At 53.7% G+C, this 23221-nt stretch carries 21 protein-coding genes; 6 read left to right on the top strand and 15 right to left on the bottom strand.

The window, feature by feature from the left end:
- The first annotated feature begins 35 nt into the window (after nucleotides 1–35).
- Nucleotides 36–821 (top strand): crotonobetainyl-CoA hydratase, encoded by a 786-nt coding sequence (gene caiD / locus OGX75_RS20395; protein ID WP_286451547.1) that lies wholly within the window; start codon nucleotides 36–38, stop codon nucleotides 819–821.
- 96 nt (nucleotides 822–917) lie between these two features.
- A complete protein-coding gene (gene caiE / locus OGX75_RS20390; RefSeq protein ID WP_200028958.1) occupies nucleotides 918–1511 on the top strand; it encodes a carnitine operon protein CaiE in 594 nt (197 codons plus the stop codon).
- Between the two features lie 99 nt (nucleotides 1512–1610).
- On the opposite strand, the gene caiF is transcribed toward caiE, so the two are convergent.
- The 5 genes from caiF to OGX75_RS20365 all read right to left on the bottom strand — a co-directional run bounded on the left by caiF (nucleotide 1611) and on the right by OGX75_RS20365 (nucleotide 8747).
- Complete coding sequence (gene caiF, locus OGX75_RS20385; RefSeq protein ID WP_286451546.1) at nucleotides 1611–2003, bottom strand: carnitine metabolism transcriptional regulator CaiF; 393 nt, start codon at nucleotides 2001–2003, stop codon at nucleotides 1611–1613.
- 258 nt (nucleotides 2004–2261) lie between these two features.
- Complete coding sequence (carB, locus tag OGX75_RS20380) at nucleotides 2262–5486, bottom strand: carbamoyl-phosphate synthase large subunit (protein WP_012134136.1); 3225 nt, start codon at nucleotides 5484–5486, stop codon at nucleotides 2262–2264.
- Nucleotides 5487–5504: 18 nt separating this feature from the next.
- Entirely contained in the window at nucleotides 5505–6653 is a 1149-nt protein-coding gene (gene carA, locus OGX75_RS20375) for a glutamine-hydrolyzing carbamoyl-phosphate synthase small subunit (protein WP_286451545.1), read from the bottom strand.
- Nucleotides 6654–7109: 456 nt separating this feature from the next.
- Complete coding sequence (gene dapB, locus OGX75_RS20370) at nucleotides 7110–7931, bottom strand: 4-hydroxy-tetrahydrodipicolinate reductase (RefSeq protein WP_153258098.1); 822 nt, start codon at nucleotides 7929–7931, stop codon at nucleotides 7110–7112.
- 186 nt (nucleotides 7932–8117) lie between these two features.
- Nucleotides 8118–8747: an alanyl-tRNA editing protein gene (locus OGX75_RS20365; RefSeq protein ID WP_049010166.1), complete on the bottom strand. Its 630-nt coding sequence runs from the start codon at nucleotides 8745–8747 to the stop codon at nucleotides 8118–8120.
- Between the two features lie 90 nt (nucleotides 8748–8837).
- Here OGX75_RS20365 and OGX75_RS20360 point away from each other — a divergent pair, with 90 nt between their 5' ends.
- Nucleotides 8838–9737 (top strand): LysR family transcriptional regulator, encoded by a 900-nt coding sequence (locus OGX75_RS20360; RefSeq protein WP_200031194.1) that lies wholly within the window; start codon nucleotides 8838–8840, stop codon nucleotides 9735–9737.
- Here OGX75_RS20360 and rihC read toward each other — a convergent pair.
- The 3 genes from rihC to OGX75_RS20345 all read right to left on the bottom strand — a co-directional run bounded on the left by rihC (nucleotide 9734) and on the right by OGX75_RS20345 (nucleotide 13052).
- Nucleotides 9734–10648 (bottom strand): ribonucleoside hydrolase RihC, encoded by a 915-nt coding sequence (rihC, locus tag OGX75_RS20355; protein ID WP_286451544.1) that lies wholly within the window; start codon nucleotides 10646–10648, stop codon nucleotides 9734–9736. The two genes, OGX75_RS20360 and rihC, sit on opposite strands and share 4 nt — an antisense overlap.
- A 148-nt stretch (nucleotides 10649–10796) precedes the next feature.
- Nucleotides 10797–11660: a fumarylacetoacetate hydrolase family protein gene (locus OGX75_RS20350; RefSeq protein ID WP_115626340.1), complete on the bottom strand. Its 864-nt coding sequence runs from the start codon at nucleotides 11658–11660 to the stop codon at nucleotides 10797–10799.
- A 24-nt stretch (nucleotides 11661–11684) separates the two neighbouring features.
- The gene (locus OGX75_RS20345; RefSeq protein WP_012134145.1) at nucleotides 11685–13052 is read right to left on the bottom strand and encodes a 2-hydroxycarboxylate transporter family protein; all 1368 of its coding nucleotides are present in this window, start codon (nucleotides 13050–13052) and stop codon (nucleotides 11685–11687) included.
- A gap of 333 nt (nucleotides 13053–13385) precedes the next feature.
- Between OGX75_RS20345 and OGX75_RS20340 the strand changes: the two genes are divergently transcribed.
- Nucleotides 13386–15023 carry an ATP-binding protein gene (locus OGX75_RS20340; RefSeq protein WP_058668548.1) on the top strand — a complete coding sequence of 546 codons (1638 nt, stop codon included), beginning with the start codon at nucleotides 13386–13388 and terminating at the stop codon, nucleotides 15021–15023.
- Nucleotides 15013–15705 (top strand): response regulator, encoded by a 693-nt coding sequence (locus tag OGX75_RS20335; RefSeq protein WP_286451543.1) that lies wholly within the window; start codon nucleotides 15013–15015, stop codon nucleotides 15703–15705. Before OGX75_RS20340 ends, OGX75_RS20335 begins: the two co-directional genes overlap by 11 nt.
- A 47-nt stretch (nucleotides 15706–15752) precedes the next feature.
- Here the strand turns inward: OGX75_RS20335 and ispH are convergent, their stop codons facing one another.
- The 6 genes from ispH to OGX75_RS20305 form a co-directional block, all read right to left on the bottom strand.
- The gene (ispH, locus tag OGX75_RS20330; protein WP_012134149.1) at nucleotides 15753–16703 is read right to left on the bottom strand and encodes a 4-hydroxy-3-methylbut-2-enyl diphosphate reductase; all 951 of its coding nucleotides are present in this window, start codon (nucleotides 16701–16703) and stop codon (nucleotides 15753–15755) included.
- Between the two features lies 1 nt (nucleotide 16704).
- A complete protein-coding gene (fkpB, locus tag OGX75_RS20325; protein ID WP_012134150.1) occupies nucleotides 16705–17154 on the bottom strand; it encodes an FKBP-type peptidyl-prolyl cis-trans isomerase in 450 nt (149 codons plus the stop codon).
- 180 nt (nucleotides 17155–17334) lie between these two features.
- Entirely contained in the window at nucleotides 17335–17823 is a 489-nt protein-coding gene (lspA, locus tag OGX75_RS20320) for a signal peptidase II (RefSeq protein WP_047459022.1), read from the bottom strand.
- Nucleotides 17823–20639, bottom strand: coding sequence for an isoleucine--tRNA ligase (gene ileS, locus OGX75_RS20315; protein ID WP_286451542.1), 2817 nt, complete (start codon nucleotides 20637–20639; stop codon nucleotides 17823–17825). The genes lspA and ileS overlap by 1 nt, the downstream gene beginning before the upstream one ends.
- Before the next feature lie 37 nt (nucleotides 20640–20676).
- Nucleotides 20677–21615 (bottom strand): bifunctional riboflavin kinase/FAD synthetase, encoded by a 939-nt coding sequence (gene ribF, locus OGX75_RS20310; protein WP_012134153.1) that lies wholly within the window; start codon nucleotides 21613–21615, stop codon nucleotides 20677–20679.
- A 25-nt stretch (nucleotides 21616–21640) separates the two neighbouring features.
- Nucleotides 21641–21841 (bottom strand): DUF2575 family protein, encoded by a 201-nt coding sequence (locus OGX75_RS20305; RefSeq protein ID WP_049008862.1) that lies wholly within the window; start codon nucleotides 21839–21841, stop codon nucleotides 21641–21643.
- Nucleotides 21842–21943: 102 nt separating this feature from the next.
- Here OGX75_RS20305 and rpsT point away from each other — a divergent pair, with 102 nt between their 5' ends.
- Nucleotides 21944–22207 (top strand): 30S ribosomal protein S20, encoded by a 264-nt coding sequence (gene rpsT / locus OGX75_RS20300; protein WP_001518655.1) that lies wholly within the window; start codon nucleotides 21944–21946, stop codon nucleotides 22205–22207.
- Nucleotides 22208–22304: 97 nt separating this feature from the next.
- Here rpsT and nhaR read toward each other — a convergent pair whose 3' ends face one another.
- Nucleotides 22305–23201, bottom strand: coding sequence for a transcriptional activator NhaR (nhaR, locus tag OGX75_RS20295; RefSeq protein WP_286451541.1), 897 nt, complete (start codon nucleotides 23199–23201; stop codon nucleotides 22305–22307).
- Nucleotides 23202–23221: the final 20 nt, after the last annotated feature.

Below are 23221 nucleotides of genomic sequence, written 5' to 3'. Positions count from 1 at the left end.
CTTACCCGTCCGATTTTAAATAATGGAGTGAAGATATGAGTGAATCATTACATTTGACCCGTCACGGCCCGATTCTGGAAATTACGCTGGATCGCCCGAAAGCGAATGCAATAGACGCAAAAACCAGTTTTGAGATGGGCGAAGTTTTTCTCAATTTCCGTGACGATCCCGAATTGCGTGTGGCGATCATCACCGGTGGCGGCGAAAAATTCTTCTCCGCAGGCTGGGATTTAAAAGCGGCAGCCGAAGGCGAAGCCCCGGACGCCGATTTTGGCCCCGGCGGGTTTGCCGGTTTAACCGAGATCTTTGACCTGGATAAACCGGTGATTGCCGCCGTTAACGGCTATGCCTTCGGCGGCGGGTTCGAACTGGCGCTGGCGGCGGATTTTATCGTCTGCGCCGATAACGCCAGTTTCGCGCTGCCTGAAGCAAAGCTCGGCATTGTGCCTGACAGCGGCGGCGTGCTGCGCCTGCCTAAGCTGTTGCCGCCTGCTATCGTCAACGAAATGCTGATGACCGGCAGACGAATGGACGCAGAAGAAGCCTTGCGCTGGGGAATTGTGAACCGGGTTGTCAGCCAGCAAGCGTTAATGGACAGCGCCCGCGAACTGGCGCAACAGTTGGTGAACAGCGCGCCGTTGGCGATTGCCGCCCTCAAAGAGATCTACCGCGCAACCAGCGAAATGCCGGTGGAAGAAGGCTATCGCTACATTCGCAGCGGCGCATTGAAGCATTACCCGTCGGTACTGCACTCTGAAGATGCGATCGAAGGCCCGCAGGCGTTTGCCGAAAAACGCGATCCGGTCTGGAAAGGCCACTAGCGCCGCGCTGCCGGATGACACTAACGCTTATCCGCCTACTGCCGTAGGTCGGATAAGGCGCAGCCGCCATCCGACAATAATCACGGAGGAATAACCATGAGCTATTACGCCTTTGAAGGCCTGATTCCGGTAGTACATCCAGAGGCGTACGTGCATCCCAGCGCCGTGTTGATTGGCGATGTCATCGTCGGCGCCGGCGTCTACATCGGCCCACTTGCATCGCTGCGCGGCGACTATGGGCGTCTGATTCTTGAGGCGGGCGCTAACCTTCAGGATGGCTGCATCATGCACGGTTATTGCGATACCGACACCATCGTGCATGAAAACGGGCATATCGGGCACGGCGCAATCCTTCACGGCTGCGTGATTGGTCGTGATGCGTTGGTGGGCATGAACAGCGTAATCATGGATGGCGCAATCATCGGCGAAGAGAGTATCGTCGCCGCCATGAGTTTTGTAAAAGCGGGTTTTGTCGGCGCGCCCAGGCAGCTGCTGGTTGGCGCACCTGCGCGCGTCAAACGTGATGTCACGAATGAAGAGCTGCACTGGAAACGGCTCAACACGCAGGAATATCAGGATCTCGCGGTACGCTGTCGGGCATCGCTATGTGAAACGCAACCCTTAACCCAGGTCGAAAAGAACCGGCCGCGCCTGAAAGGCACGACGGAGGTGAAGCCAAAATCGGCGTAGCGCTTTGTGCCGGATGGCGCTGACGCTTATCCGGCCTACGAGTCAACACACCGTTGCAGGCCGGATAAGGCATTTACGCCATCATCCGGCACACCGACATTACCGACGCATACTTTTTGATAGCATCATCTGCCATTTCTGCTCACGGTTTAGCTCTGCGGGCGGAACCGGCATTCGCGGGGTTCTCTCCGCTTTTACCATCTTCTCCTGCGCGCGATGACCCAAACGCGCATAGAGCTGCGCGTCAATACGCTTAATACGCACCAGACGCTGGCACTGGCATCCTCGCCCTTCCAGCTGATTAGGGATCGTCCTGGTCTCGCACTCTATTTCCCCCACTTCAGAAAGAATATACGAAACCGTATTAATCGCTTTGCAATAATCCATATTAAATTGCTTCGCGATCTCTTTGGCGCTCACCCACCGGTTTTCTGCCATTACCCAATCAGCAATTAACAAATAAAGTGGTTTCTCAACATATTTTTCACTCATAAGCACACCATTTTACAAATTAAAAATCTTGCTACGGTTCGTTATGGCCTGAATATAAATAACGCCATTAACCATAAATAAATTGTGGATATAAGGGGATAGTATGCGACTTAATTGTTGATTAGTGTGAGCGAAATCGTGCTTGTTACATTGAAAACCACATCCAGGAAGCGTATGTGACCAGGAATGACCTTATGGCGTAAAAAAAGGTTCCTTTGCAGGAACCTTTTTATATCACCAGATAAATGCGTCTGCCGCTTACTTCGTAATTTGCGCGTGCATTTCCTGTACGGAGATCACCTTTTCAGTCGCATCGGCGTTCAGCGCCATCGTCGTGGCGAAGCCGCCGTTCAGGGTCGTGTCGTAATGCACTTTATACTGCAACGCGCTGCGGCGAATCAGTTTAGAGTCCTCAATCGCCTGACGACCTGCGGTGGTGTTGATGATGTAGGTGTATTCGCCATTCTTGATACGGTCCTGAATGTGCGGACGACCTTCATGCACCTTGTTGACCAGACGCGGGTTGATACCCGCCTCACCCAGCACAATCGCCGTACCGTGAGTCGCATCCAGTTCGAAGCCCTGTTTCAGCAGCTTCGCCGCCAGGTCCACCACGCGTTCTTTGTCGCCTTCACGGACGGAGAGCAGCGCACGGCCCGATTTCTTCATCGTCGAGCTGCTGCCAAGCTGCGCTTTGGCGAACGCTTCAGCGAAGGTGCGGCCGACGCCCATCACTTCCCCGGTAGAGCGCATTTCCGGCCCTAACAGCGGGTCAACGCCCGGGAATTTGTTGAACGGCAGCACCACTTCTTTCACCGAGTAGTACGGCGGGATGATTTCTTTCGTCACGCCCTGCTCGGTCAGCGATTTTCCTGCCATCACGCGCGCCGCCACTTTCGCCAGCGGTAAGCCGGTCGCTTTGGAGACAAACGGTACGGTACGCGCCGCACGCGGGTTCACTTCAATCAGGTAGACTTCGTTGTCTTTCACCGCGAACTGCACGTTCATCAGACCACGCACCTGCAACTCAAAGGCCAGCTTCTGCACCTGCTGGCGCATCACGTCCTGAATCTCTTTGCTTAACGTGTAGGCCGGCAGAGAACATGCGGAGTCACCGGAGTGCACGCCCGCCTGTTCGATGTGTTCCATGATGCCGCCAATCAGCACCATTTCACCGTCGCAGATAGCATCCACATCCACTTCCACCGCGTCATCAAGGAAGCGGTCCAGCAGTACCGGCGCATCGTTAGAGACGCTGACTGCGGTCTGGAAGTAACGACGCAGGTCAGCTTCGTCGTAAACGATTTCCATCGCGCGGCCGCCCAGCACGTAGGACGGGCGAACCACCAGCGGATAGCCAATCTCTTTTGCCTTCTCAACGGCCTGTTCAATCGCCGTCACGGTGGCGTTAGCAGGCTGTTTCAGTTTCAGACGGTCAACCGCCTGCTGGAAGCGCTCACGGTCTTCCGCGCGGTCAATCGCATCCGGGCTGGTGCCGATAACCGGCACGCCTGCCGCTTCCAGCGCGCGCGCCAGTTTCAGCGGAGTCTGGCCGCCGTACTGTACGATGACGCCTTTCGGTTTCTCGACGCGCACGATTTCCAGCACATCTTCCAGCGTGACCGGCTCGAAGTACAGGCGGTCGGAGGTGTCGTAGTCGGTGGAGACCGTTTCCGGGTTACAGTTGACCATAATGGTCTCGTAACCGTCTTCGCGCAGCGCCAGCGAGGCGTGTACGCAGCAATAGTCAAATTCAATCCCCTGGCCGATACGGTTCGGGCCGCCGCCGAGCACCATGATTTTGTCGCGATCCTGGTTCGGATTCGCTTCGCACTCATCTTCATAAGTGGAGTACATGTAGGCGGTGTCGGTAGCAAATTCCGCCGCACAGGTGTCCACGCGCTTGTAAACCGGGTGCAGGTTGAACTGGTCACGCAGTTTGCGCACTTCCGCTTCGCGCACGCCCGCCAGTTTAGCCAGGCGCGCATCGGCGAAGCCTTTGCGCTTCAGCATCCGCAGGAAGTCAGCGTCGAGGCCGGTGATGCCAAGCTCTGCCACTTTCTCTTCCAGACGAACCAGTTCCTCAATCTGCACCAGGAACCAGCGGTCGATGTTGGTCAGGTTAAAGACGCCATCGACAGACAGCCCCGCGCGGAACGCATCAGCGATGTACCAGATACGCTCGGCGCCCGCATCTTTCAGCTCGCGACGAATTTTGGTCAGCGCTTCCGGGTCATCCAGGCTGACTTTCGGGTCAAAACCGGCGGCGCCCACTTCCAGACCGCGCAGCGCTTTCTGTAAGGATTCCTGCTGAGTGCGGCCAATCGCCATCACTTCGCCGACGGATTTCATCTGGGTGGTGAGACGGTCGTTGCTGCCCGCGAATTTTTCAAAGTTGAAGCGAGGAATTTTGGTGACAACGTAGTCGATGGACGGTTCGAACGATGCCGGAGTACGGCCGCCGGTGATGTCGTTCATCAGTTCGTCGAGGGTGTAACCCACCGCCAGTTTCGCCGCCACTTTGGCAATCGGGAAGCCGGTGGCTTTTGACGCCAGCGCCGAGGAGCGGGAGACGCGCGGGTTCATTTCGATGACAATCAGACGACCGTTTTTCGGGTTCACCGCAAACTGAACGTTGGAACCGCCGGTTTCCACGCCGATTTCACGCAGTACCGCCATCGAGGCGTTACGCATGATTTGGTACTCTTTGTCCGTCAGCGTTTGCGCCGGAGCCACCGTGATGGAATCACCGGTGTGGATGCCCATCGCGTCAAAGTTCTCAATAGAGCAGACGATAATGCAGTTGTCGTTCTTATCACGCACCACTTCCATTTCGTACTCTTTCCAGCCAATCAGCGACTCATCAATCAGCAGTTCGTTGGTTGGGGAGAGATCCAGACCGCGCGCGCAAATTTCTTCGAACTCTTCGCGGTTGTAGGCAATACCGCCGCCGGTGCCACCCATCGTAAAGGATGGACGGATAATGCACGGATAACCGACGTCAGCGGCAACCGCCAGCGCCTCTTCCATCGTATGCGCAATACCGGAGCGGGCAGTGTCGAGGCCGATTTTCTTCATCGCCACGTCGAAACGGCGGCGGTCTTCGGCTTTATCAATCGCATCGGCAGTGGCGCCGATCATGGTCACGCCGAACTCAGCCAGCACGCCCTGACGCTCCAGCTCCAGCGCGCAGTTCAGCGCCGTCTGGCCGCCCATCGTCGGCAGCACCGCATCCGGGCGCTCTTTCTCAATAATTTTACGCACCACTTCCCAGTGAATCGGCTCGATGTAGGTCGCATCGGCCATTTCCGGGTCGGTCATGATGGTCGCGGGGTTAGAGTTCACCAGGATGACGCGATAACCTTCTTCGCGCAGCGCTTTACACGCCTGGGCGCCAGAGTAGTCAAACTCACACGCCTGGCCGATAACAATCGGGCCCGCACCCAGAATCAGGATACTTTTTATGTCTGTACGTTTTGGCATGGCTCTGTTTACTCCTGATTATTTCGCGGACTGACAGTACTGCTCAATTAACTCGATAAAGTGGTCGAACAATGGCGCGGCATCATGCGGACCAGGGCTCGCCTCAGGGTGTCCCTGGAAGCTGAACGCCGGTTTATCGGTGCGATGAATCCCTTGCAGAGTGCCGTCGAACAGCGATTTGTGCGTCACTCGCAGATTTGCAGGCATAGAAGCCTCATCCACCGCAAAACCGTGGTTCTGCGCCGTAATCATCACGGTATTGTTATCGATATCTTTTACCGGATGGTTACCGCCGTGGTGGCCGAACTTCATCTTGATGGTTTTCGCGCCGCTCGCCAGCGCCAGCAGCTGATGGCCGAGGCAGATGCCGAAAACCGGAATATCGGTTTCGAGGAATGCCTGAATCGCCTCGATAGCGTAGTCGCACGGCGCCGGATCGCCAGGGCCGTTAGAGAGGAAGATACCGTCCGGGTTCATCTTCAGCACCTCTTCGGCGGAGGTCTTCGCCGGAACCACCGTCAGGCGGCAGCCTCTGTCTACCAGCATACGCAGGATGTTGCGTTTCGCGCCGTAGTCGTAAGCCACAACGTGGAACGGCAGGTCAGTTTCTGATTTGGCTTCCGGCAGGTCGTCTGCAAGCGTCCAGCTTCCCTGCGTCCAGCTATAGGATTCAGCGGTGGTCACTTCTTTCGCCAGATCCATTCCGTTGAGGCCCGGGAAGGCTTTCGCTTTCTCCAGCGCCAGTGCCGCATCCGGGTTATCACCCGCGATAATGCAGCCGTTCTGTGCGCCCTTCTCACGCAGCAGGCGCGTCAGCTTACGGGTATCAATATCGGCAATCGCCACGATGTTATGGCGTTTCAGGTAAGAAGAGAGGTCTTCAGTATTGCGGAAGTTGCTGGCAATCAGCGGCAGATCGCGAATGACCAGACCTTGCGCATGAACCTGAGAGGATTCTTCATCGGCTTCATTGGTGCCGACATTACCGATATGAGGATAAGTAAGAGTGACAATTTGGCGGGAATAGGAAGGATCAGTGAGGATTTCTTGATAACCGGTCATTGAAGTATTGAAAACGACTTCCCCAACCGCCGAACCTGTTGCCCCTATGGCCCGACCGTGAAACTGGGTTCCGTCTTCCAGAACCAATAGCGCTGACTTAATCAAAACACCCTCCAGAGAATATTCACTCACTTTATTTGCATATTAATTCATTTGTATAACCTGAATCAATGCAAATCTGCTTACCCGTGGATTTCTGGCAAACGGCGGCATTCTGAAGATAAGGCGGGTAAAAGTCAACTTAAAGGCGGTATTTTTTGTATTGTTTTACGACTCAGGGAAGGATGTTCTGATTTAACAGGCAAAAAGATCAGCTAACTTGTCCTGGAAAACGCTTGCGTGGCTGAAAGAATGCATTATGAAACCAGAGAGAAGGAAAAAGTGGACCATTTGGTCAAAATTTACATAAAAGCAACAAATAAACAGAAGAAAACAGATAAATTCACAAGTTTAAATAAAAAACAGAAAGATAATGCTAAAAATAATAGGGCAATAAATTATTGCCCTATGTAATCAACAAATTATGATTACTATAACCACATCACGAAGGGTAAAAACAGGCTATAAATTGTTTAAATCCAGCACATCTCGCATATCAAAAAGACCATTTGGCTTTGATTTTAGCCAGATAGCCGATCTGACCGCACCATTCGCAAACGTCATACGGCTGGAGGCCTTATGCGTGATTTCAATACGTTCACCAATATCAGCAAACATCGCGGTATGTTCACCCACAATGTCGCCAGCACGAACCGTCGCAAAACCGATGGTGCCCGGCACGCGTTCGCCGGTATAACCTTCACGACTGTATACCGCGCACGCTTTCAGATCTTTGTCCAGCGCGTGGGCGATCGCTTCCCCCATCGCCAGCGCGGTGCCTGACGGCGCATCCACTTTATGGCGATGGTGCGCTTCGATAATTTCAATATCGGTATAGTCGCCCATCACTTTCGCCGCTTTCTCAAGTAGCTTCAGCATGACGTTAACACCGACGCTAAAGTTGGCGGCGAACACAATGCCGATATCCTGTGCGGCATCGCGAATGGCCTGCTTGCCTGCGTCATCAAATCCCGTCGTGCCAATGACGATGCCTTTACCGTGCTGATGGCAAAACGCCAGGTGCGACAGCGTCCCTTCCGGGCGAGTGAAATCGATAAAGATGTCAAAATCATCTTTTACCGCTTCCAGGCTACTTTGCACGGTGACGCCCGTTTTCCCTGCGCCTGCTAATTCACCGGCATCGCTGCCCAGTAACGAAGAACCTTCCCGCTCCAGCGCCGCGCCGAGTTGAACGCCGTCCATCCCCAGGGCGGCCTGAATCAGCTGACGTCCCATGCGTCCCCCGGCTCCCGCGATGGCAACGCGGATTTGTGCATCATGCATAGCTATTCTCTTTTGTTAATTTTGCGTAAATCGTTTTCAGATTAACCAGCGCCACGCCGCGCCGCTAGCCAAAAACGTCGATAATTAGAATTTAATGATAAACAGGGAGAGATATCAGTAAAAGCTATATGCGGGAAAAGCGGGACACCGCAGGCAACTCTGCCTGCGATCAAGAGCAAATGGACGCTATTCAATGGAATAGTTAATGATGAGCTGCCCTTTCTTCATTTTGATCCCACCGATCGTTATACGACCAAGTTGGCCGAGCGAAGTGACATGTGTTCCTCCACAGAAGTACATCGGAAGTTCACCAAACCCCACTTTACGTCGCTCACCGTCAAACTCAATTCGGCGGGCATAATCCTTCGCCTGCCACTGTTCAATACACGCCAGCAGATTTTCAGCATCAGGAAGACGAGCATGTGCACCTGCTGAAAAGGTAATGCGCCCCTCACCCGGCCAGTGGTGTGCTTTCACTGGCGACCAACCCCATGTTTCTCCCGCACACCCGATAAGATGGCCTGCTGAATGCAGACGAGAGTTGAGCAAACGCGTCTGTGCATCGACTTTTAGCTGCACCATTCCCGCTGCAACAGGTTGCGGCAGAATATGTATAATTTGATTATCACGTAACATGATTCCGCAAACCGGAATATCCGCAATCCAGCCTTTGTCTGCGGGTTGCCCACCTCCCTGAGGGTGGAATAATGTTTTATCGAGCGTAACGGCATACAGGCCATCCATTTGTGGAGAGCACCCCGTCACACATGCCATACCTTCTGTATCATCGGTGTTGTAATAAAGACGTTCTGTCATATGTCCTCCTGTCGTGAAGGGCAGTATATTATTTATCCCGGAGCAGATAATCCGCCTGCCCGGCAATGAATCTTTGCCTGAGAAACACAAATGAATTTGACACTCCTTCCCGATCTGGCCACTTTTGTGTTGATTGTTGATCACGGTAGCTTTTCTGCCGCAGCGCGCGCAGCAGGTGTGACCCCATCAGCCATGAGCCGCAGCGTTTCACGCCTTGAACGCGAAACGGGCAGCCAGTTGTTGCATCGTTCAACACGTAAGCTGGCATTAAGTGAAACAGGAAAGATGGTGTATGAACATGCGAAAATGATGCTGGAAGCAGCGCGACAGGCCATTGATTCCGGGGGAAGCGTACAACACGTTCCTCAGGGAAAGATTACGCTCAGCGTACCCAAAGCCGTCGGACGCTTCGTTATTCATCCACTGATCCCGCAATTTCTTGAACGTTTTCCCCTGGTTGATGTTTGCCTGAGGCTCGAAGACCGCTATATGGATCTCATTGATGATGGTGTCGATCTGGCGCTGCAAATCACCAATACCCCCTCGCCCGGGTTGCATGGCAAGCCGTTAATGCCAATCACCCACATCCTCTGCGCCACGCCAGAGTATCTGCAAAAACAGGGGACACCGAAGCACCCGGAAGATTTACGTCAGCACAGTTGCATTAGCCTCGGAGAGACGCCAACGGACTCACGCTGGAAATTTCGTAAACAAGGTAAGACAGAAGTCGTTCAAACAACGGGGCGCTATGCGGCTAATCATACGGGTGTAAGACTGGACGCAGTAAAGCGCCATCTGGGAATTGGCAGTCTCCCCGCATTCACGGCCAGAGAAGCGTTACAAGACGGCGAAATCATGCAGGTGTTGCCGGAGTGGACGTTCATCAGCAACTACTCCGGCGAGCTATGGCTTTTGTGGGCTGGAAACAAGCATATGCCGCTCAAAATACGGGCCATGATTGATTACCTTAGCCAACAACTAAAATCCTAGGGTGCCAGCGCCAGCACGTCGGCGACCCACTGCTGGAAGCCAGCCACATCAATCTCCAGCGCCACCTGCACGTTAGGGCTTTTACCCAGCCGGCCTTCAATATCAACAACCGTTGTGCCTGCGGTGTATTCCCCCTGCGTCTCTACCGCGACAAAACAGGGTTTAACGGTGAACAGATCCGGGCGAACCAGCCAGGCGATGGCGCAGAGATCGTGCATACGCAGCCCGGTGTTCATGCTGCCGCTGCGGTAGTGGCTAAACAATGCATGCAGCATTTTTCCCGTCCGGTTAAGTTCGGGCAGTTTTGCCAGATAATCCGGCGCCAGCAGGGCCTGGTTGGTCACGTCCAGCCCGCACATCACAATCTCTACCCCACTCTGAAAAACGCGGGAAGCGGCTTCCGGGTCGACGGCAATATTGAATTCGGCGTTCGGCGTAAAGTTCCCCCGCTCCGCAGAGCCGCCCATGATCACCAGACGACGAATGTTAAAAGCGCATTCCGGGTAGTGAATCAGCAGCAGCGCAATATTGGTCAACGGGCCGATCGCGACCAGCGTGACGGGTTCCGGGGCGCTCATCAGGGCATCCCGAATGGCGATAAAGGCCGGTTTTGCCAATGGCTGGCAATCATGGGCGACAAAGTCATAGCCTTCCATGCCCGACTCGCCGTGGACGTAAGCAGCATCGCGCAACGGGCGCAGCAGCGGCGTGGCGGCCCCCTGCGCTAGCGGGATATCCACGTTCCAGAAATGCAGCAGTTGCAGCGCGTTGCGGGTGGTTTTCTCTACGGAGACATTCCCCGCGACGGTGGTCATCAGTTGCAGGTCAAGCTGCGGGGCAAACAGGGCGGCGGCGATGGCGGCGGCATCGTCTATACCCGGATCGGTATCCAGAATAATGGGCAGGCGCATGTTTCCTCCATAAAAAGATGACAAGCTCCAGGGTTGGCATCCGATTATTGGCAAACCTTTTGCCGGTTGGCAAGCGACCGACCGACAAAAGGAGACGAAACAAAATTTGTCATTAATCCCATACGCCAAAACGTGTTGGCTCATCGTATTAATGCGCCGCCGCAAAGGCCTGTAGCGGGGCTTCCATAATGACATTACTCAGATGGCCAATGTGCTCAATCTCCACCTCAATACGATCGCCTTCCTGCATGAATAACGGCGGATTCCTCTTTTTCCCTACGCCGCCCGGCGAGCCCGTAATGATGACGTCACCGGAATTAAGACGGGTGAAAGTGCTTATATACTCAATTAATTCAGCAACTTTATGGATCATACTGCTGGTGTTATCTTCCTGTACCATGCGGCCGTTGAGCCAGGTGCGGATCGCCAGCTGATGCGGATCGGGAATTTCATCGGCAGTGACCATCCACGGGCCAAAAGCGCCGGTCTGCCGCCAGTTTTTCCCCGCAGTAAACCAGCTGTGCTGCCAGTCGCGTGCGGAGCCATCCATATAGCAGCTGTATCCGGCGACATGGTCAAGCGCATGGTTGCGGGAGATATTCTCGCCACCGTTACCGATGATCACCGCCAGCTCTCCCTCGTAATCAAACTCATGCGAATGACGTGGCTTGAGTACCGGCATGTTGTGCCCGGTTTGCGAATCCGCAAAACGAACAAACAGCGTCGGCGCGGGGTCATGCTGATCGAACTCCTGGCGCTTTTCGGCGTAGTTCATGCCGACACAGAGTATTTTTTCCGGTCGCTCTATCACCGGTAAAAAGGTGATTGCATCCATTTTTAGATCGACCGGCGTCTGCGCGAAGCGCCGCGCCTGCTCCAGACCATCCCCCTGCAGTAGCGCCTTCAGGTCCCGATACTGGTCGCCGATGCGGTTCCCCAAATCAATAACGCCTCCGGCAGTAACGATGCCATAGCTGCGAGTACCCTGATAAAGAAAGCTTGCGAGTTTCATAATTATCAATCCTGCATACTTCAATTAAATAAGAAAGTTACCCAGCACCAGCAGCGAAATGGAAACATTTATCGCCCCGCCGATACGCGTCGCAATTTGTGCGAATGGCATCAGGCTCATGCGGTTGCCTGCGGTTAAAATCGCTACGTCGCCCGTACCGCCTTGCCCACTCTGACAGCAGGAGACAATGGCGACATCAATAGGATGCATACCGATTTTTTTACCAACGAAGAATCCTGTCGCGACCAGCGCAGCAACGGTACTGATAATGACCAGAAGATTGGTCAGGGTGAAGGCGTTCACCAGCTCCTCCCACGGCGTAATGGCGACGCCAACCGCGAACAGAATGGGGTAAGTCACTGAAGTCTGGAAGAATTTGTACACCACTTGCGAGCCTTCAAGAACGCGGGGCGATACGCCGTTAACTAACTTGACCAGCACAGCCACAAACAACATGCCAACCGGTGCGGGCAAGCCAATCAGCTTGTGCCCTAACATCCCCAGCATATAGAGCAGTATCGCCAGCAGCGCGCCTGCGGCAATCGTGGTCACATCCGTTTTGCCAGAGACGCCTTCCGCCAGTGACGGAGATTGTTCATCGGCATTCGCACGATTTGGCATCAATTGACCTTCGCCGGTCAGATGCGGGAAGCGCTTGCCCAATTGGTTCAGGCAGCCGGAGATGATAATGGCGGTCAGACTGCCCAGCATCACCATCGGTAAGATACGACCGAGCGCCACCCCTTGATCCATGTGTAACAGGGTCGCATAGCCGATTGAAAGCGGAATGGCGCCTTCGCCAACGCCGCCGGCCATGATGGGCAAAATAATAAAGAAGAAAATCTGAAAGGGTTCGAGGCCAAGCGCCAGGCCGACGCCCATACCAACAACCATGCCGACGATTTCACCGCATAACATTGGGAAGAAAATACGCAGAAAACCCTGAATCAGCACGGTGCGATTCATACTCATAATACTGCCGACGATAATGCAGCAGATATAGAGATACAGGATGTTGGTAGATTTATAGAACTTGGTCGTCGACTCCACCACCACATCCGGCAGCAGACCATAGTAAACTAACGCGGAAGGAATAAAGGTCGCGCAAATTGCGGCGGCCCCCAGTTTGCCGACGATGGGCAAACGCTTTCCAAACTCTCCGCAGGCAAAGCCAAAAAAAGCCAGCGTGGCGACCATCACGACAATATCGCTCGGCAGCTTCCCGCCCAGGCAATCAATCGCGATTAATGCGCCGGCCAACAAAAACATCGGTAATGGAATAATACCGATTTTCCATGTATCCATAATGTGCCACCAGCGCTCTTTAAGTGACAAGCGCTGAATGTTTAACGGTTCATGAGTAACAGAGAAAGAATCATCAGTCGTGCTCATTATTAAGCCCTCGGTTATTTTTCAGGGTTAGTTTATGGGCTTCAATATTTACTTTGTGTGAGTACTGACGAATTCAAAAAGAAGTTTTAATGGTCTCTATAGTTTTAATGGTTTCTATTATTTTATGTGATTTATCTCTTATTTAACGCCGTGGTTTTTATGGTTTCTTTTCAGCGCGTATTTAAAGCAACGTTTGGTAACACCGTTGCGCCTGCGCGCTGCCTACTGCAATATATTCTGCTGTGCAAAAGATCACAGGTTTCTGGCAAAATCGCTTCATTCAGGCCAAAAGATGATACAGTGACGTATCCCTGATGACGATGCCTGAACATTATGAAAGTTTCATTTCAGATCAAACTGTTTATATCGCTGATTGCTTTTTTCTCCATATTATTTGCCTTACTGGGTGGATACTATTATATGCACGTAGAAAAGCAGCTTTATCAGGAGATGGGAGCCAGGGCAAAAATACAGGCGGAAGAAATTGCGCTTATTCCGAATTTGCGAAAAGAAGTCGTGGAAAGAGATACCACGGCGATTCATCAATTTATGCAAAAAATAGCCGCGCATAGCGACGCCAGTTTTATTGTTATCGGAGATAAAGAAGGCATCCATCTGTTTCATTCGGTTTATGCCGACAGAGTAGGAAAAAAGCTGGTTGGCGACGATAACACTGAAGTGCTTCACGGAAAGAGCACCACGACAATTCGCCGTGGCGGCCTGGGCATCTCCCTGCGCAGTAAAGCGCCCATTGTTGACGATCAGGGCGAGGTTATTGGTATCGTCTCCGTTGGATACCTCACCAGTTACCTCAACACCATTACGGTGAATAAAGCCGTCAGTATCCTGGTTGCCGCCATCCTGCTGCTGATATCCCTTTTTGTCTTTTCCTGGTTCTTCACCCGCAGTATTAAAAAACAGATTTTTTCACTGGAGCCGCGAGAGATAGGCCTGCTGGTTCGTCAGCAAAAAGCGATGATGGAATCGATTTATGAAGGGGTAATCGCCATTGATAATAATTTGCACATTGAGGTGATCAATCAGGCTGCCCGCGAGCTGCTGGGTTTAGGCCAGCCTGCGCAGGCGATACGCGGTCAACACATTACCGAAGTGATTACGCCATCCCCCTTCTTCCTTAAAGAGGTAATGCTGAAGAATGACACTCATGATGAAATCTGCCGTTTCAATGAATTGACGGTTATCGCCAGCCGGGTGCGCATCATGCTGGAGAACTCGCTTCAGGGATGGGTGATAACCTTCCGCGATCGCAATGAAATAGACAGTTTGAGCGCTCAGCTAAGCCAGGTAAAACGTTACGTAGATAATTTGCGCATCATGCGCCACGAGCAGCTCAATTGCATGACGACCCTTTCTGGTTTACTGCATATGGGTCGTTACAATGAAGCCATTGATTATATTCAGGCCCAGTCAGAACATGCCCAGGAGCTGCTGGACTTTATCTCATCGCGCTTCAGTTCACCGACGTTGTGCGGCCTGCTGTTAGGTAAAGCGGCAAGAGCGGGTGAAAAAGGGGTGGAACTGAATTTCGATCCCAGCTGCCGGATGGATGGGCCTTTTCCGCCACTTGCAGAATCAGAACTGATTTCGATCCTGGGCAATTTACTCGATAACGCGATCGAAGCAACGCAGCGATCGACATTACCGCATGCGCCAGTGGACGTGCTGATCAGACTCAACGAGCATGAGTTGATTATCGAAGTGGCCGATCAGGGAGTCGGTATTAAACCGGAGATTCGCGAGCATATTTTCGAACGTGGCGTCACCACGAAAACCCGGGGCGATCATGGCATTGGATTGTATCTGATTGAAAGTTATGTCACTCAGGCGGGAGGGGTGATAGAAGTCGCTGATAATTCGCCGCGCGGCGCCATATTTACGTTGTTTATTCCCGCTACGGGAATTTCCCGCAGTCCCGTACAGGAACTGGAAGGTACCGATTATGCAACCTGAACTTATCGATGTCCTGATCGTTGAGGACGAGAACGAACTGGCGCAGCTGCACGCTGAACTGATCGACAAACATCCGAGACTCCGACTGGCAGGCATTGCCTCCACGCTTGCCGATGCCCGGCAAAAACTCAACCAGCTGCGGCCTCAGCTACTGCTGCTGGACAACTATCTACCGGATGGTAAGGGTATTACGCTCATCAGCGATCCGTTAGTCATGAACACGAATTGCTCAGTGATCTTTATTACTGCCGCCAGTGATATGGATACCTGTAGCCTGGCGATTCGCAACGGCGCGTTTGACTACATCCTGAAGCCAATCTCGTGGAAACGGCTCAGCCAGTCGCTGGAACGTTTTGTCCAGTTTGCCGAACAGCAGCGGGTATGGAAAATTGTCGATCAGCAAAACGTCGATTCACTCTACCTGTTACAGGCGAAAAATTACCGTCAGGAGAATGGCAGTAAGGGGATTGAAGAAATCACGCTGGCGCTGGTGCAGAAGCTTTTTACAGAAAACAGCACACGCAGCTTCTCCGTTGACGATGTGGTTGCCGGAACGGGGTTAAGTAAAACCACGGCACGCCGCTATGTTGAACACGGTGTCGAGACGGGGTTTCTTCGCGTCGAGATGCTGTATGGCAAGCCAGGACATCCGCGCAGGATGTATCGCCTGAGCGATACGTAATGGCATAAAAGATGCCGGTCGGATAGCAGACCGGCGTCAAAGCGTAATTACTCTACTTCACGAACATCCACACGCAGTTCTTTCGGCACTTCGAAAACGATGTTCTCTTCGCGGCCTTCCAGCGGAATGGCTTCGCCGCCGCCAAGCTCTTGCAGGCGAGCGATCACGTTCTGCACCAGAATATCCGGTGCGGAAGCGCCAGCGGTCACGCCAACGCACTTCGCCTCTTTCACCCAGGCTTCCTGGATGTCGGTGGCATCGTCGATCAGAAACGCCGCTTTCCCCATACGCTGCGCCAGTTCAGCCAGACGGTTGGAGTTGGAGGAGTTTTTCGAACCGACCACCAGCACAACATCGGCCTGTTCCGCCAGCGCGCGCACCGCTTCCTGGCGGTTCGTCGTGGCGTAGCAAATGTCATCTTTACGCGGCCCGACAATTTTCGGGAAGCGTTGACGCAGCGCGTCAATCACATCAGACGTGTCATCGACAGAGAGCGTCGTCTGGGTCATAAATGAGAGTTTGCCTTCGTTTTTGACATCAAGCGACAAAACGTCGTCCGGCGACTCGACCAGATACATGCCCCCTTCCGGGTTGCTGTACTGCCCCATCGTCCCTTCCACTTCCGGGTGCCCGGCATGACCGATCAGGATTGACTCTTCGCCGCGACGGCTGGCGCGCGCCACTTCCATATGCACTTTTGTTACCAGCGGACAGGTGGCGTCAAAAACGGTGAGATCGCGGCTTTTCGCCTCGTTACGTACCGCCTGGGAAACCCCGTGTGCGGAGAAAATCAGGATCGCGCCGTCCGGCACTTCACTGATCTGCTCGATGAAAATCGCCCCGCGCTCACGCAGGCTATCCACCACGTAGCGGTTGTGCACCACTTCGTGACGGACATAAATTGGCGCGCCGTAAATAGCCAGCGCGTTTTCTACAATGCTGATAGCGCGGTCTACACCTGCGCAAAAGCCGCGCGGGTTGGCCAACAGGATCTGCATTTTACGCCTCCAGTGCCGGATCGATTTCCAGCACTTCAATATCAAAATGAACGGTATGCCCGGCCAGCGGATGGTTGAAATCGACGGTAATCGAGTCACCGTTAATTTCGCGGATCACGCCAGGCATCTCACTGCCGTCCATTGCGGTAAAGAGCATAATTGCCCCTACTTCAGGCTCGCCCGCGTCCATAAACTCGCGGCGAGAGAAGTATTGAACCAGGTCCGGGCTCGGTACGCCAAACGCGGCATCCGGTTCCAGAGAAAACGTGGTTTTATCGCCGTCTTTCAGTCCCAGAAGATGCTGCTCCAGCCCTTCAGACAGGGAGCCGTCACCCAGGCGGAATAGCGCTGGCTTACCATTGTTACGCGTTGACTCAGCGGTAGAGCCATCGTCAAGCTTTAAGGTGAAGTGCACCAGCACCGCACTGTTACTCTGTACTGATTTAGACATGCAGGTTTGCTCACTTGTTTTGGGTCACCTGTTTGCCCGGTGGCGCTTACGCTTACCGGGCCTACAAGAGGCTTGTTTTGGGCTACCTGTTTGCCCGGTGGCGCTACGCTTACCGGGCCTACAAGAATCGCGCTATTTTGTAGGCCGGATAAGGCGTTTACGCCGCCATCCGGCATTTTATTACGCCTGCTTTTTCGGCAGGAAACCCTCCAGCACAATCAACGCCGCACCGATACAAATCGCGCTATCGGCCAGGTTAAAGGTGGCGAAATGCCAGTCGCCAACATAGAAGTCGATCATATCGACAACGAAGCCGTGCCACAGACGGTCGAACAGGTTGCCCAGCGCACCGCCAATGATTAACGCATAAGCGATGTTGTTCAGCTTTTGCGTCGCCTTCGAGCGATACATCATCACCATCAGGATAACGCAAATACCGATGGCGATACCGGCAAAGAACCAGCGCTGCCAGCCGCCGCTGTCGGCGAGGAAACTAAACGCCGCACCATAGTTGCGCGCGTAGTGCAGATTAAGCGACGGGAACAGCGACACCGTATCCCCCAGAGCAAAGTTCTGGAGGATCAGGTACTTGCTGCCTAAATCGATAATCAGCACGACCACCACCAGCCACAGCCAGCGCAGTCCTGTTGAACAAAGAGGCTTACTCATCAGGCAAACTTACGTTTTTCGCCATCACCGGCGATGTTGCTGACACAGCGGCCGCAGATCTCTGCGTGTTCCGCTACCTTGCCGACATCCGTGGTGTAGTGCCAGCAGCGTGGGCACTTCTCACCTTCGGCTTTACTCAACGCGACTTTCAGCCCTTTGAGCAGTTCGCTCTGCTGCGCATCAGCAGAAGCCTCCGCATAGTCAGCGACTTTCGCGCCAGAGGTCAACAGGACAAATCGTAATTCATCGCCCAGTGCAGTCAGCTTCGCCGCCAGTTCCGGTTCAGCGTACAGGGTGACAGCCGCTTCGAGAGAACCACCGACTTTCTTATCCGCACGCGCCTGCTCGATAATCTTGTTCACTTCGCCACGCACTTTCAGCAGCTCGTCCCAGAAACTATCGTTCATCGGCTCAGTCGCGGCCAGGCCAAACAGACCTTCATACCACTCACCGGTAAAGACGTACTTCTCACGATCGCCTGGCAGATAACCCCAGATTTCATCTGCGGTGAAGGACATGATCGGCGCCATCCAGCGCACCAGCGCTTCTGCGATATGGTACAGCGCGCTCTGGCAACTACGACGCGCCACGCTGTCGGCTTTCGCGGTGTACTGGCGGTCTTTGATGATGTCGAGGTAGAACGAGCCCATCTCAACGGAGCAGAAGCGCATCAGACGCTGTACCACTTCGTGGAAATCATAGGCTTCGTAGGCTTTCAGGATATCGTCCTGCGCCGCTTTCGCGCAGCCCACCGCCCAGCGATCCAGCACCACCATATCTTCCGGTTTCACCATATCTTTTACCGGATCAAACCCGTTCAGGTTCGCCAGCAGGAAGCGCGCGGTGTTACGGATACGACGATAGCTGTCGGCAGCGCGTTTCAGGATCTCGTCGGAAACGGCCATTTCGCCGGTGTAGTCGGTAGACGCCACCCACAGACGCAGAATATCCGCGCCCAGTTTGTTCATCACATCCTGCGGAGAAACGGTGTTACCGATGGATTTGGACATTTTGCGGCCCTGACCATCCACGGTGAAGCCGTGGGTCAGTACCTGACGGTACGGCGCTTTGCCCTTCATCGCAGTGGAGATCATCAGGGAGGACATGAACCAGCCGCGATGCTGGTCGGAACCTTCCAGATACATATCCGCCGCATGACCGGCAAACTCAGGACGCACATCGACCACAGAAGCGTGCGTCGAACCGGAGTCAAACCAGACGTCCAGCGTATCCGGCACTTTTACGTACTGGTCAGCGTCGTCGCCGAGGATCTCTTTCGGATCGAGATCCCACCATGCCTGAATGCCGTCCACTTCAACGCGCTTCGCCACTTCTTCCATCAGTTCGATGGCGCGCGGGTGCAGCTCTTCGGTGTCTTTATGTACGAACAGAGACATCGGCACGCCCCAGGTACGCTGACGGGAAATACACCAGTCAGGACGGTTCGCAACCATTGATTCAATACGTGCCTGACCCCAGTCCGGGATCCACTGTACGCCTTTGATCTCTTTCAGCGACTGCTCGCGCAGGCCTTTCTGATCCATGCTGACGAACCACTGCGGCGTCGCACGGAAGATGATCGGCGTTTTGTGACGCCAGCAGCACGGATAGCTGTGTTGCAGCTTCTCAACGTGCAGCAGCGCGCCTTTTTCACGCAGCAGCGCAACGACGATATCGTTCGCTTTGAAAACGTTCACACCATCGAGCGTCGGATACGTGCCTGGCAGGTAAGCGCCGTCCGGTCCGACCGGGTTAGCGGTTTCCAGACCGTATTTTTGACCGATGACATAGTCGTCCGGGCCATGACCAGGCGCGGTATGCACCGCCCCCGTACCGGCATCCAGCGTGACGTGATCGCCGAGGATAGCCGGAACGTCGAAGTCCATAAACGGATGGGTAAAGCGCAACAGCTCCAGCTCCGCGCCTTTTACGGTGCCGAGGATGGTATAGTCAGCCGCGCCAAGGCGCTGCATCACGCTTTCCACCAGGTCTTTCGCCAGAATCAGCGCCTGGCCGTCAATTTGTACCAGCGCGTAATCAAAATCCGGCGCCAGAGAGATCGCGCGGTTCGCAGGCAGCGTCCACGGGGTGGTGGTCCAGATAACCAGCGAGATCGGGCCGTTGACGCTGGAAACGCCAAACTTCGCTTTCACCGCATCCTGGTCAGCGGCGTGGAACGCCACGTCGATAGACGGAGACGTTTTGTCATAATATTCAACTTCCGCTTCCGCCAGCGCGGAACGGCAGTCCACGCACCAGTGCACCGGTTTCGCGCCTTTATGCAGATGGCCGTTGCCGATGATTTTACCCAGCGCGCGAATGATGTTGGCTTCAGTTTTGAAGTCCATCGTCAAATACGGATGCGACCAGTCGCCCAGCACGCCCAGACGGATGAAGTCTTTACGCTGGCCGTCAACCTGGGTGGCGGCGTATTCGCGACACTTCGCACGGAATTCCGCAGCCGTGAATTTTTCGCCCGGCTTACCGTATTCCTGCTCGACTTTCAGCTCGATCGGCAGACCGTGGCAGTCCCAGCCCGGAACGTAAGGCGAGTCAAATCCCGCGAGTCCTTTGGACTTCACGATAATGTCTTTCAGAATCTTATTAACCGAGTGACCAATATGAATGCTGCCATTCGCATAAGGAGGGCCATCATGCAGAATGAAGGTTTTTTTGCCTTTTTTGGCCGCACGAATGATGCCGTACAGGTCATCATCGGTCCAACGCGCCAGCATTCCCGGTTCACGCTTGGCGAGATCGCCGCGCATCGGGAACCCTGTTTCCGGCAAATTCAGGGTTGATTTATAGTCACTCATCAGATTCTCGGTTCCGTATTTAAAACTCGTATAGGCATTAAGCCGGTTTTGATAGCCCAAAAAAATCGCGGGCAGTTAACTCATCACGCGCAATCTGCGCTTTTAGTTCATCCAGCGATGCGAATCGCTGTTCGTTGCGTATTTTTTTACGCAGTATTACATCTATATGGCGACCATAGAGGTCCATTACAACGTCCAGCAGATGCACTTCTAACTGTTGGCGTACGCCTGCCACTGTCGGACGCGTGCCGATATTGGCAACGCCAGGCATGGGTTTATCACCCAGCCCCATCACTTCCACCGCATAAACCCCTTTTACCGGGGAGACCTGACGACGCAGCGGTAAATTCGCCGTCGGGAAACCAATGGTGCGCCCTAACTCATCGCCGTGGACGACACGCCCGGAGATGGTAAATGGATGCCCCAGCAAACTTTCAGCCAGCGGCAGGTTGTCCTCCGCCAGCGCCTGACGCACGGCCGTACTGCTGATTCGTACGCCACCTTCGCAAAAGGTCTGCGTGTTGGTGATGTCAAAACCGTACTCCGCTCCGGCTTTCTGTAATAACAAGAAATCGCCTTCGCGACCAGCGCCAAAACGGAAATCATCACCGACAGCGAGGAACCGCACGCCGAGACGCTTCACCAGCAGATCGCTGATAAAGTTTTGTGCGGTCAGGGCGGCAAAGCGGCGATCGAAGCGTACGCACAGCACGTAGTCCACGCCGCATTCCGCCAGGTAACGCAGTTTTTCCCGCAGGCGGGTCAGGCGCGCAGGGGCCTTTTCCGTAGCGAAGAGTTCCAGCGGCTGCGGTTCGAAAATCATTACCATCACTGGTAAACCCCGCTTGCGCCCTTCTTCCCGCAAGCCCTGCAGCAATGCACGATGGCCACGATGCACACCGTCGAAATTACCAATAGTCAGCACACACCCATGCGGGGCCTGACTGAGATTATGTATGCCGCGTATCAGCTTCATGTCTGGCTCAAAACAGTGAAAATCGTCAGAGTATACCTTGTACAGCGGTCAAGGTTAACCGACGATTGCCCCTGTGAAACATAAAGAAGATTGTTTTCATTGTTATGGGGCAAATCAGAACAAGAAACTGCCCATTCAATGTAATTTTTATCGTGGAAAAGCTGTATTCACGACCCGCAAGCTGGTAGAATCCTGCGCCATCACTACGTAACGAGTGCCGCCATATTAACGGCGCTTATTTGCACAAATCCATTGACAAAAGAAGGCTAAAAGGGCATATTCCTCGGCCTTTGAATTGTCCATATAGAACACATTTGGGAGTTGGACCTTGGCTAATATCAAATCAGCTAAGAAGCGCGCCGTTCAGTCTGAAAAGGCTCGTAAGCACAACGCAAGCCGTCGCTCTATGATGCGTACTTTCATCAAGAAAGTATACGCAGCTATCGAAGCTGGCGACAAAGCTGCTGCACTGAAAGCATTTAACGAAATGCAACCGATCGTGGACCGTCAGGCTGCTAAAGGTCTGATCCACAAAAACAAAGCTGCACGTCATAAAGCAAACCTGACTGCACAGATCAACAAACTGGCTTAATCGCCCGCTCGTTATCAGCTTTGTAAAAAAGCCCGCGCAAGCGGGTTTTTTTATGTCTGGCGGATGGCGGGCAAACGCCTTATCCGGCCTGTAGCGCTTACCCTTTGTGGCTAAATAGCGCCGAGTAATCCGCGTGACAAATGCGCTGTACGGCCGGGTGCTGAATCATCCTCTCGGCAAAAATAGCGTGGTACTCTTCCATGACTTTTTCCACACGGCCAATCTCAACGATCGATTCATCGGCGTAAAAGTCATGCGCATAGAGCGTCGGCGCGACGAAAATCGCATTGTGGGTAGCGCCAAACGCTTTCATCAGCGCCGCATCATCAAACTCGCCGAGGATTTCGACATTTAAGCCCTGCGAATTAAACCAGTTTAATAATTTGCGACCGAGCATAGAGCGACGGCCAGGGATCAGCAGCCGACGCTCTTCCAGACACGCCGGGAAGGGTTTTGCAGGCAGCGGTTTCGTACACCAGAAGCTCACGCTGCATTCACCTATTTTCACCGAAAACAGCCCTTCCTGCTGGGTAGAGTCGATTGGGCAATCCGAGATAATCATATCCAGCTTATGCTGGCTAAGCTGCTCAAGCAGCATCTCATGGGTGGATTCAAAACAGCGCAAATGAATTTGTTCGTCGTCAACCACGGCCGCGTCCAGCACATTGCTGACCAGACGTTTTGACAACGCATCCGCCACGCCGACATCAAACAGCAGGTTAGACTCTTTGCGGTAGTTAACGATATCCAGCATTTCCTGGCTTAAGGTAAACATTTTGTCCGCATAGCGAAACACCAGTTCCCCTAATTCACTGGGCTCCAGCCCACGCCCTTTACGCTTGAATAATTTTCCCTGCAAGCGCTCCTCAAGGGCTTTGATCTGACCGGTGATGGTTTGCGGCGTCAGGTAAAGCGCTTCTGCCGCCCCGACAACGGAACCTTCTTTATACACATGCCAAAAATAATAAAGATGGTTGTAGTTAATATGAGACATGCTCACTCCTCTCCCTGATC

This window comes from Citrobacter sp. CK199, from assembly GCF_030333285.1.
GTDB lineage: Bacteria > Pseudomonadota > Gammaproteobacteria > Enterobacterales > Enterobacteriaceae > Citrobacter_B > Citrobacter_B koseri.
Note: the sequence above shows the minus strand (reverse complement) of the source record. Positions and strands in the feature narration are given on the sequence as shown.

Coding starts and splice junctions, on each gene's coding strand:
- caiD (WP_286451547.1), top strand. CDS start 36: ATGAGTGAATCATTACATTTGACCCGTCACGGCCCGATTCTGGAAATT.
- caiE (WP_200028958.1), top strand. CDS start 918: ATGAGCTATTACGCCTTTGAAGGCCTGATTCCGGTAGTACATCCAGAG.
- caiF (WP_286451546.1), bottom strand. CDS start 2,003: ATGAGTGAAAAATATGTTGAGAAACCACTTTATTTGTTAATTGCTGAT.
- carB (WP_012134136.1), bottom strand. CDS start 5,486: ATGCCAAAACGTACAGACATAAAAAGTATCCTGATTCTGGGTGCGGGC.
- dapB (WP_153258098.1), bottom strand. CDS start 7,931: ATGCATGATGCACAAATCCGCGTTGCCATCGCGGGAGCCGGGGGACGC.
- OGX75_RS20365 (WP_049010166.1), bottom strand. CDS start 8,747: ATGACAGAACGTCTTTATTACAACACCGATGATACAGAAGGTATGGCA.
- OGX75_RS20360 (WP_200031194.1), top strand. CDS start 8,838: ATGAATTTGACACTCCTTCCCGATCTGGCCACTTTTGTGTTGATTGTT.
- rihC (WP_286451544.1), bottom strand. CDS start 10,648: ATGCGCCTGCCCATTATTCTGGATACCGATCCGGGTATAGACGATGCC.
- OGX75_RS20350 (WP_115626340.1), bottom strand. CDS start 11,660: ATGAAACTCGCAAGCTTTCTTTATCAGGGTACTCGCAGCTATGGCATC.
- OGX75_RS20345 (WP_012134145.1), bottom strand. CDS start 13,052: ATGAGCACGACTGATGATTCTTTCTCTGTTACTCATGAACCGTTAAAC.
- OGX75_RS20340 (WP_058668548.1), top strand. CDS start 13,386: ATGAAAGTTTCATTTCAGATCAAACTGTTTATATCGCTGATTGCTTTT.
- OGX75_RS20335 (WP_286451543.1), top strand. CDS start 15,013: ATGCAACCTGAACTTATCGATGTCCTGATCGTTGAGGACGAGAACGAA.
- ispH (WP_012134149.1), bottom strand. CDS start 16,703: ATGCAGATCCTGTTGGCCAACCCGCGCGGCTTTTGCGCAGGTGTAGAC.
- fkpB (WP_012134150.1), bottom strand. CDS start 17,154: ATGTCTAAATCAGTACAGAGTAACAGTGCGGTGCTGGTGCACTTCACC.
- lspA (WP_047459022.1), bottom strand. CDS start 17,823: ATGAGTAAGCCTCTTTGTTCAACAGGACTGCGCTGGCTGTGGCTGGTG.
- ileS (WP_286451542.1), bottom strand. CDS start 20,639: ATGAGTGACTATAAATCAACCCTGAATTTGCCGGAAACAGGGTTCCCG.
- ribF (WP_012134153.1), bottom strand. CDS start 21,615: ATGAAGCTGATACGCGGCATACATAATCTCAGTCAGGCCCCGCATGGG.
- nhaR (WP_286451541.1), bottom strand. CDS start 23,201: ATGTCTCATATTAACTACAACCATCTTTATTATTTTTGGCATGTGTAT.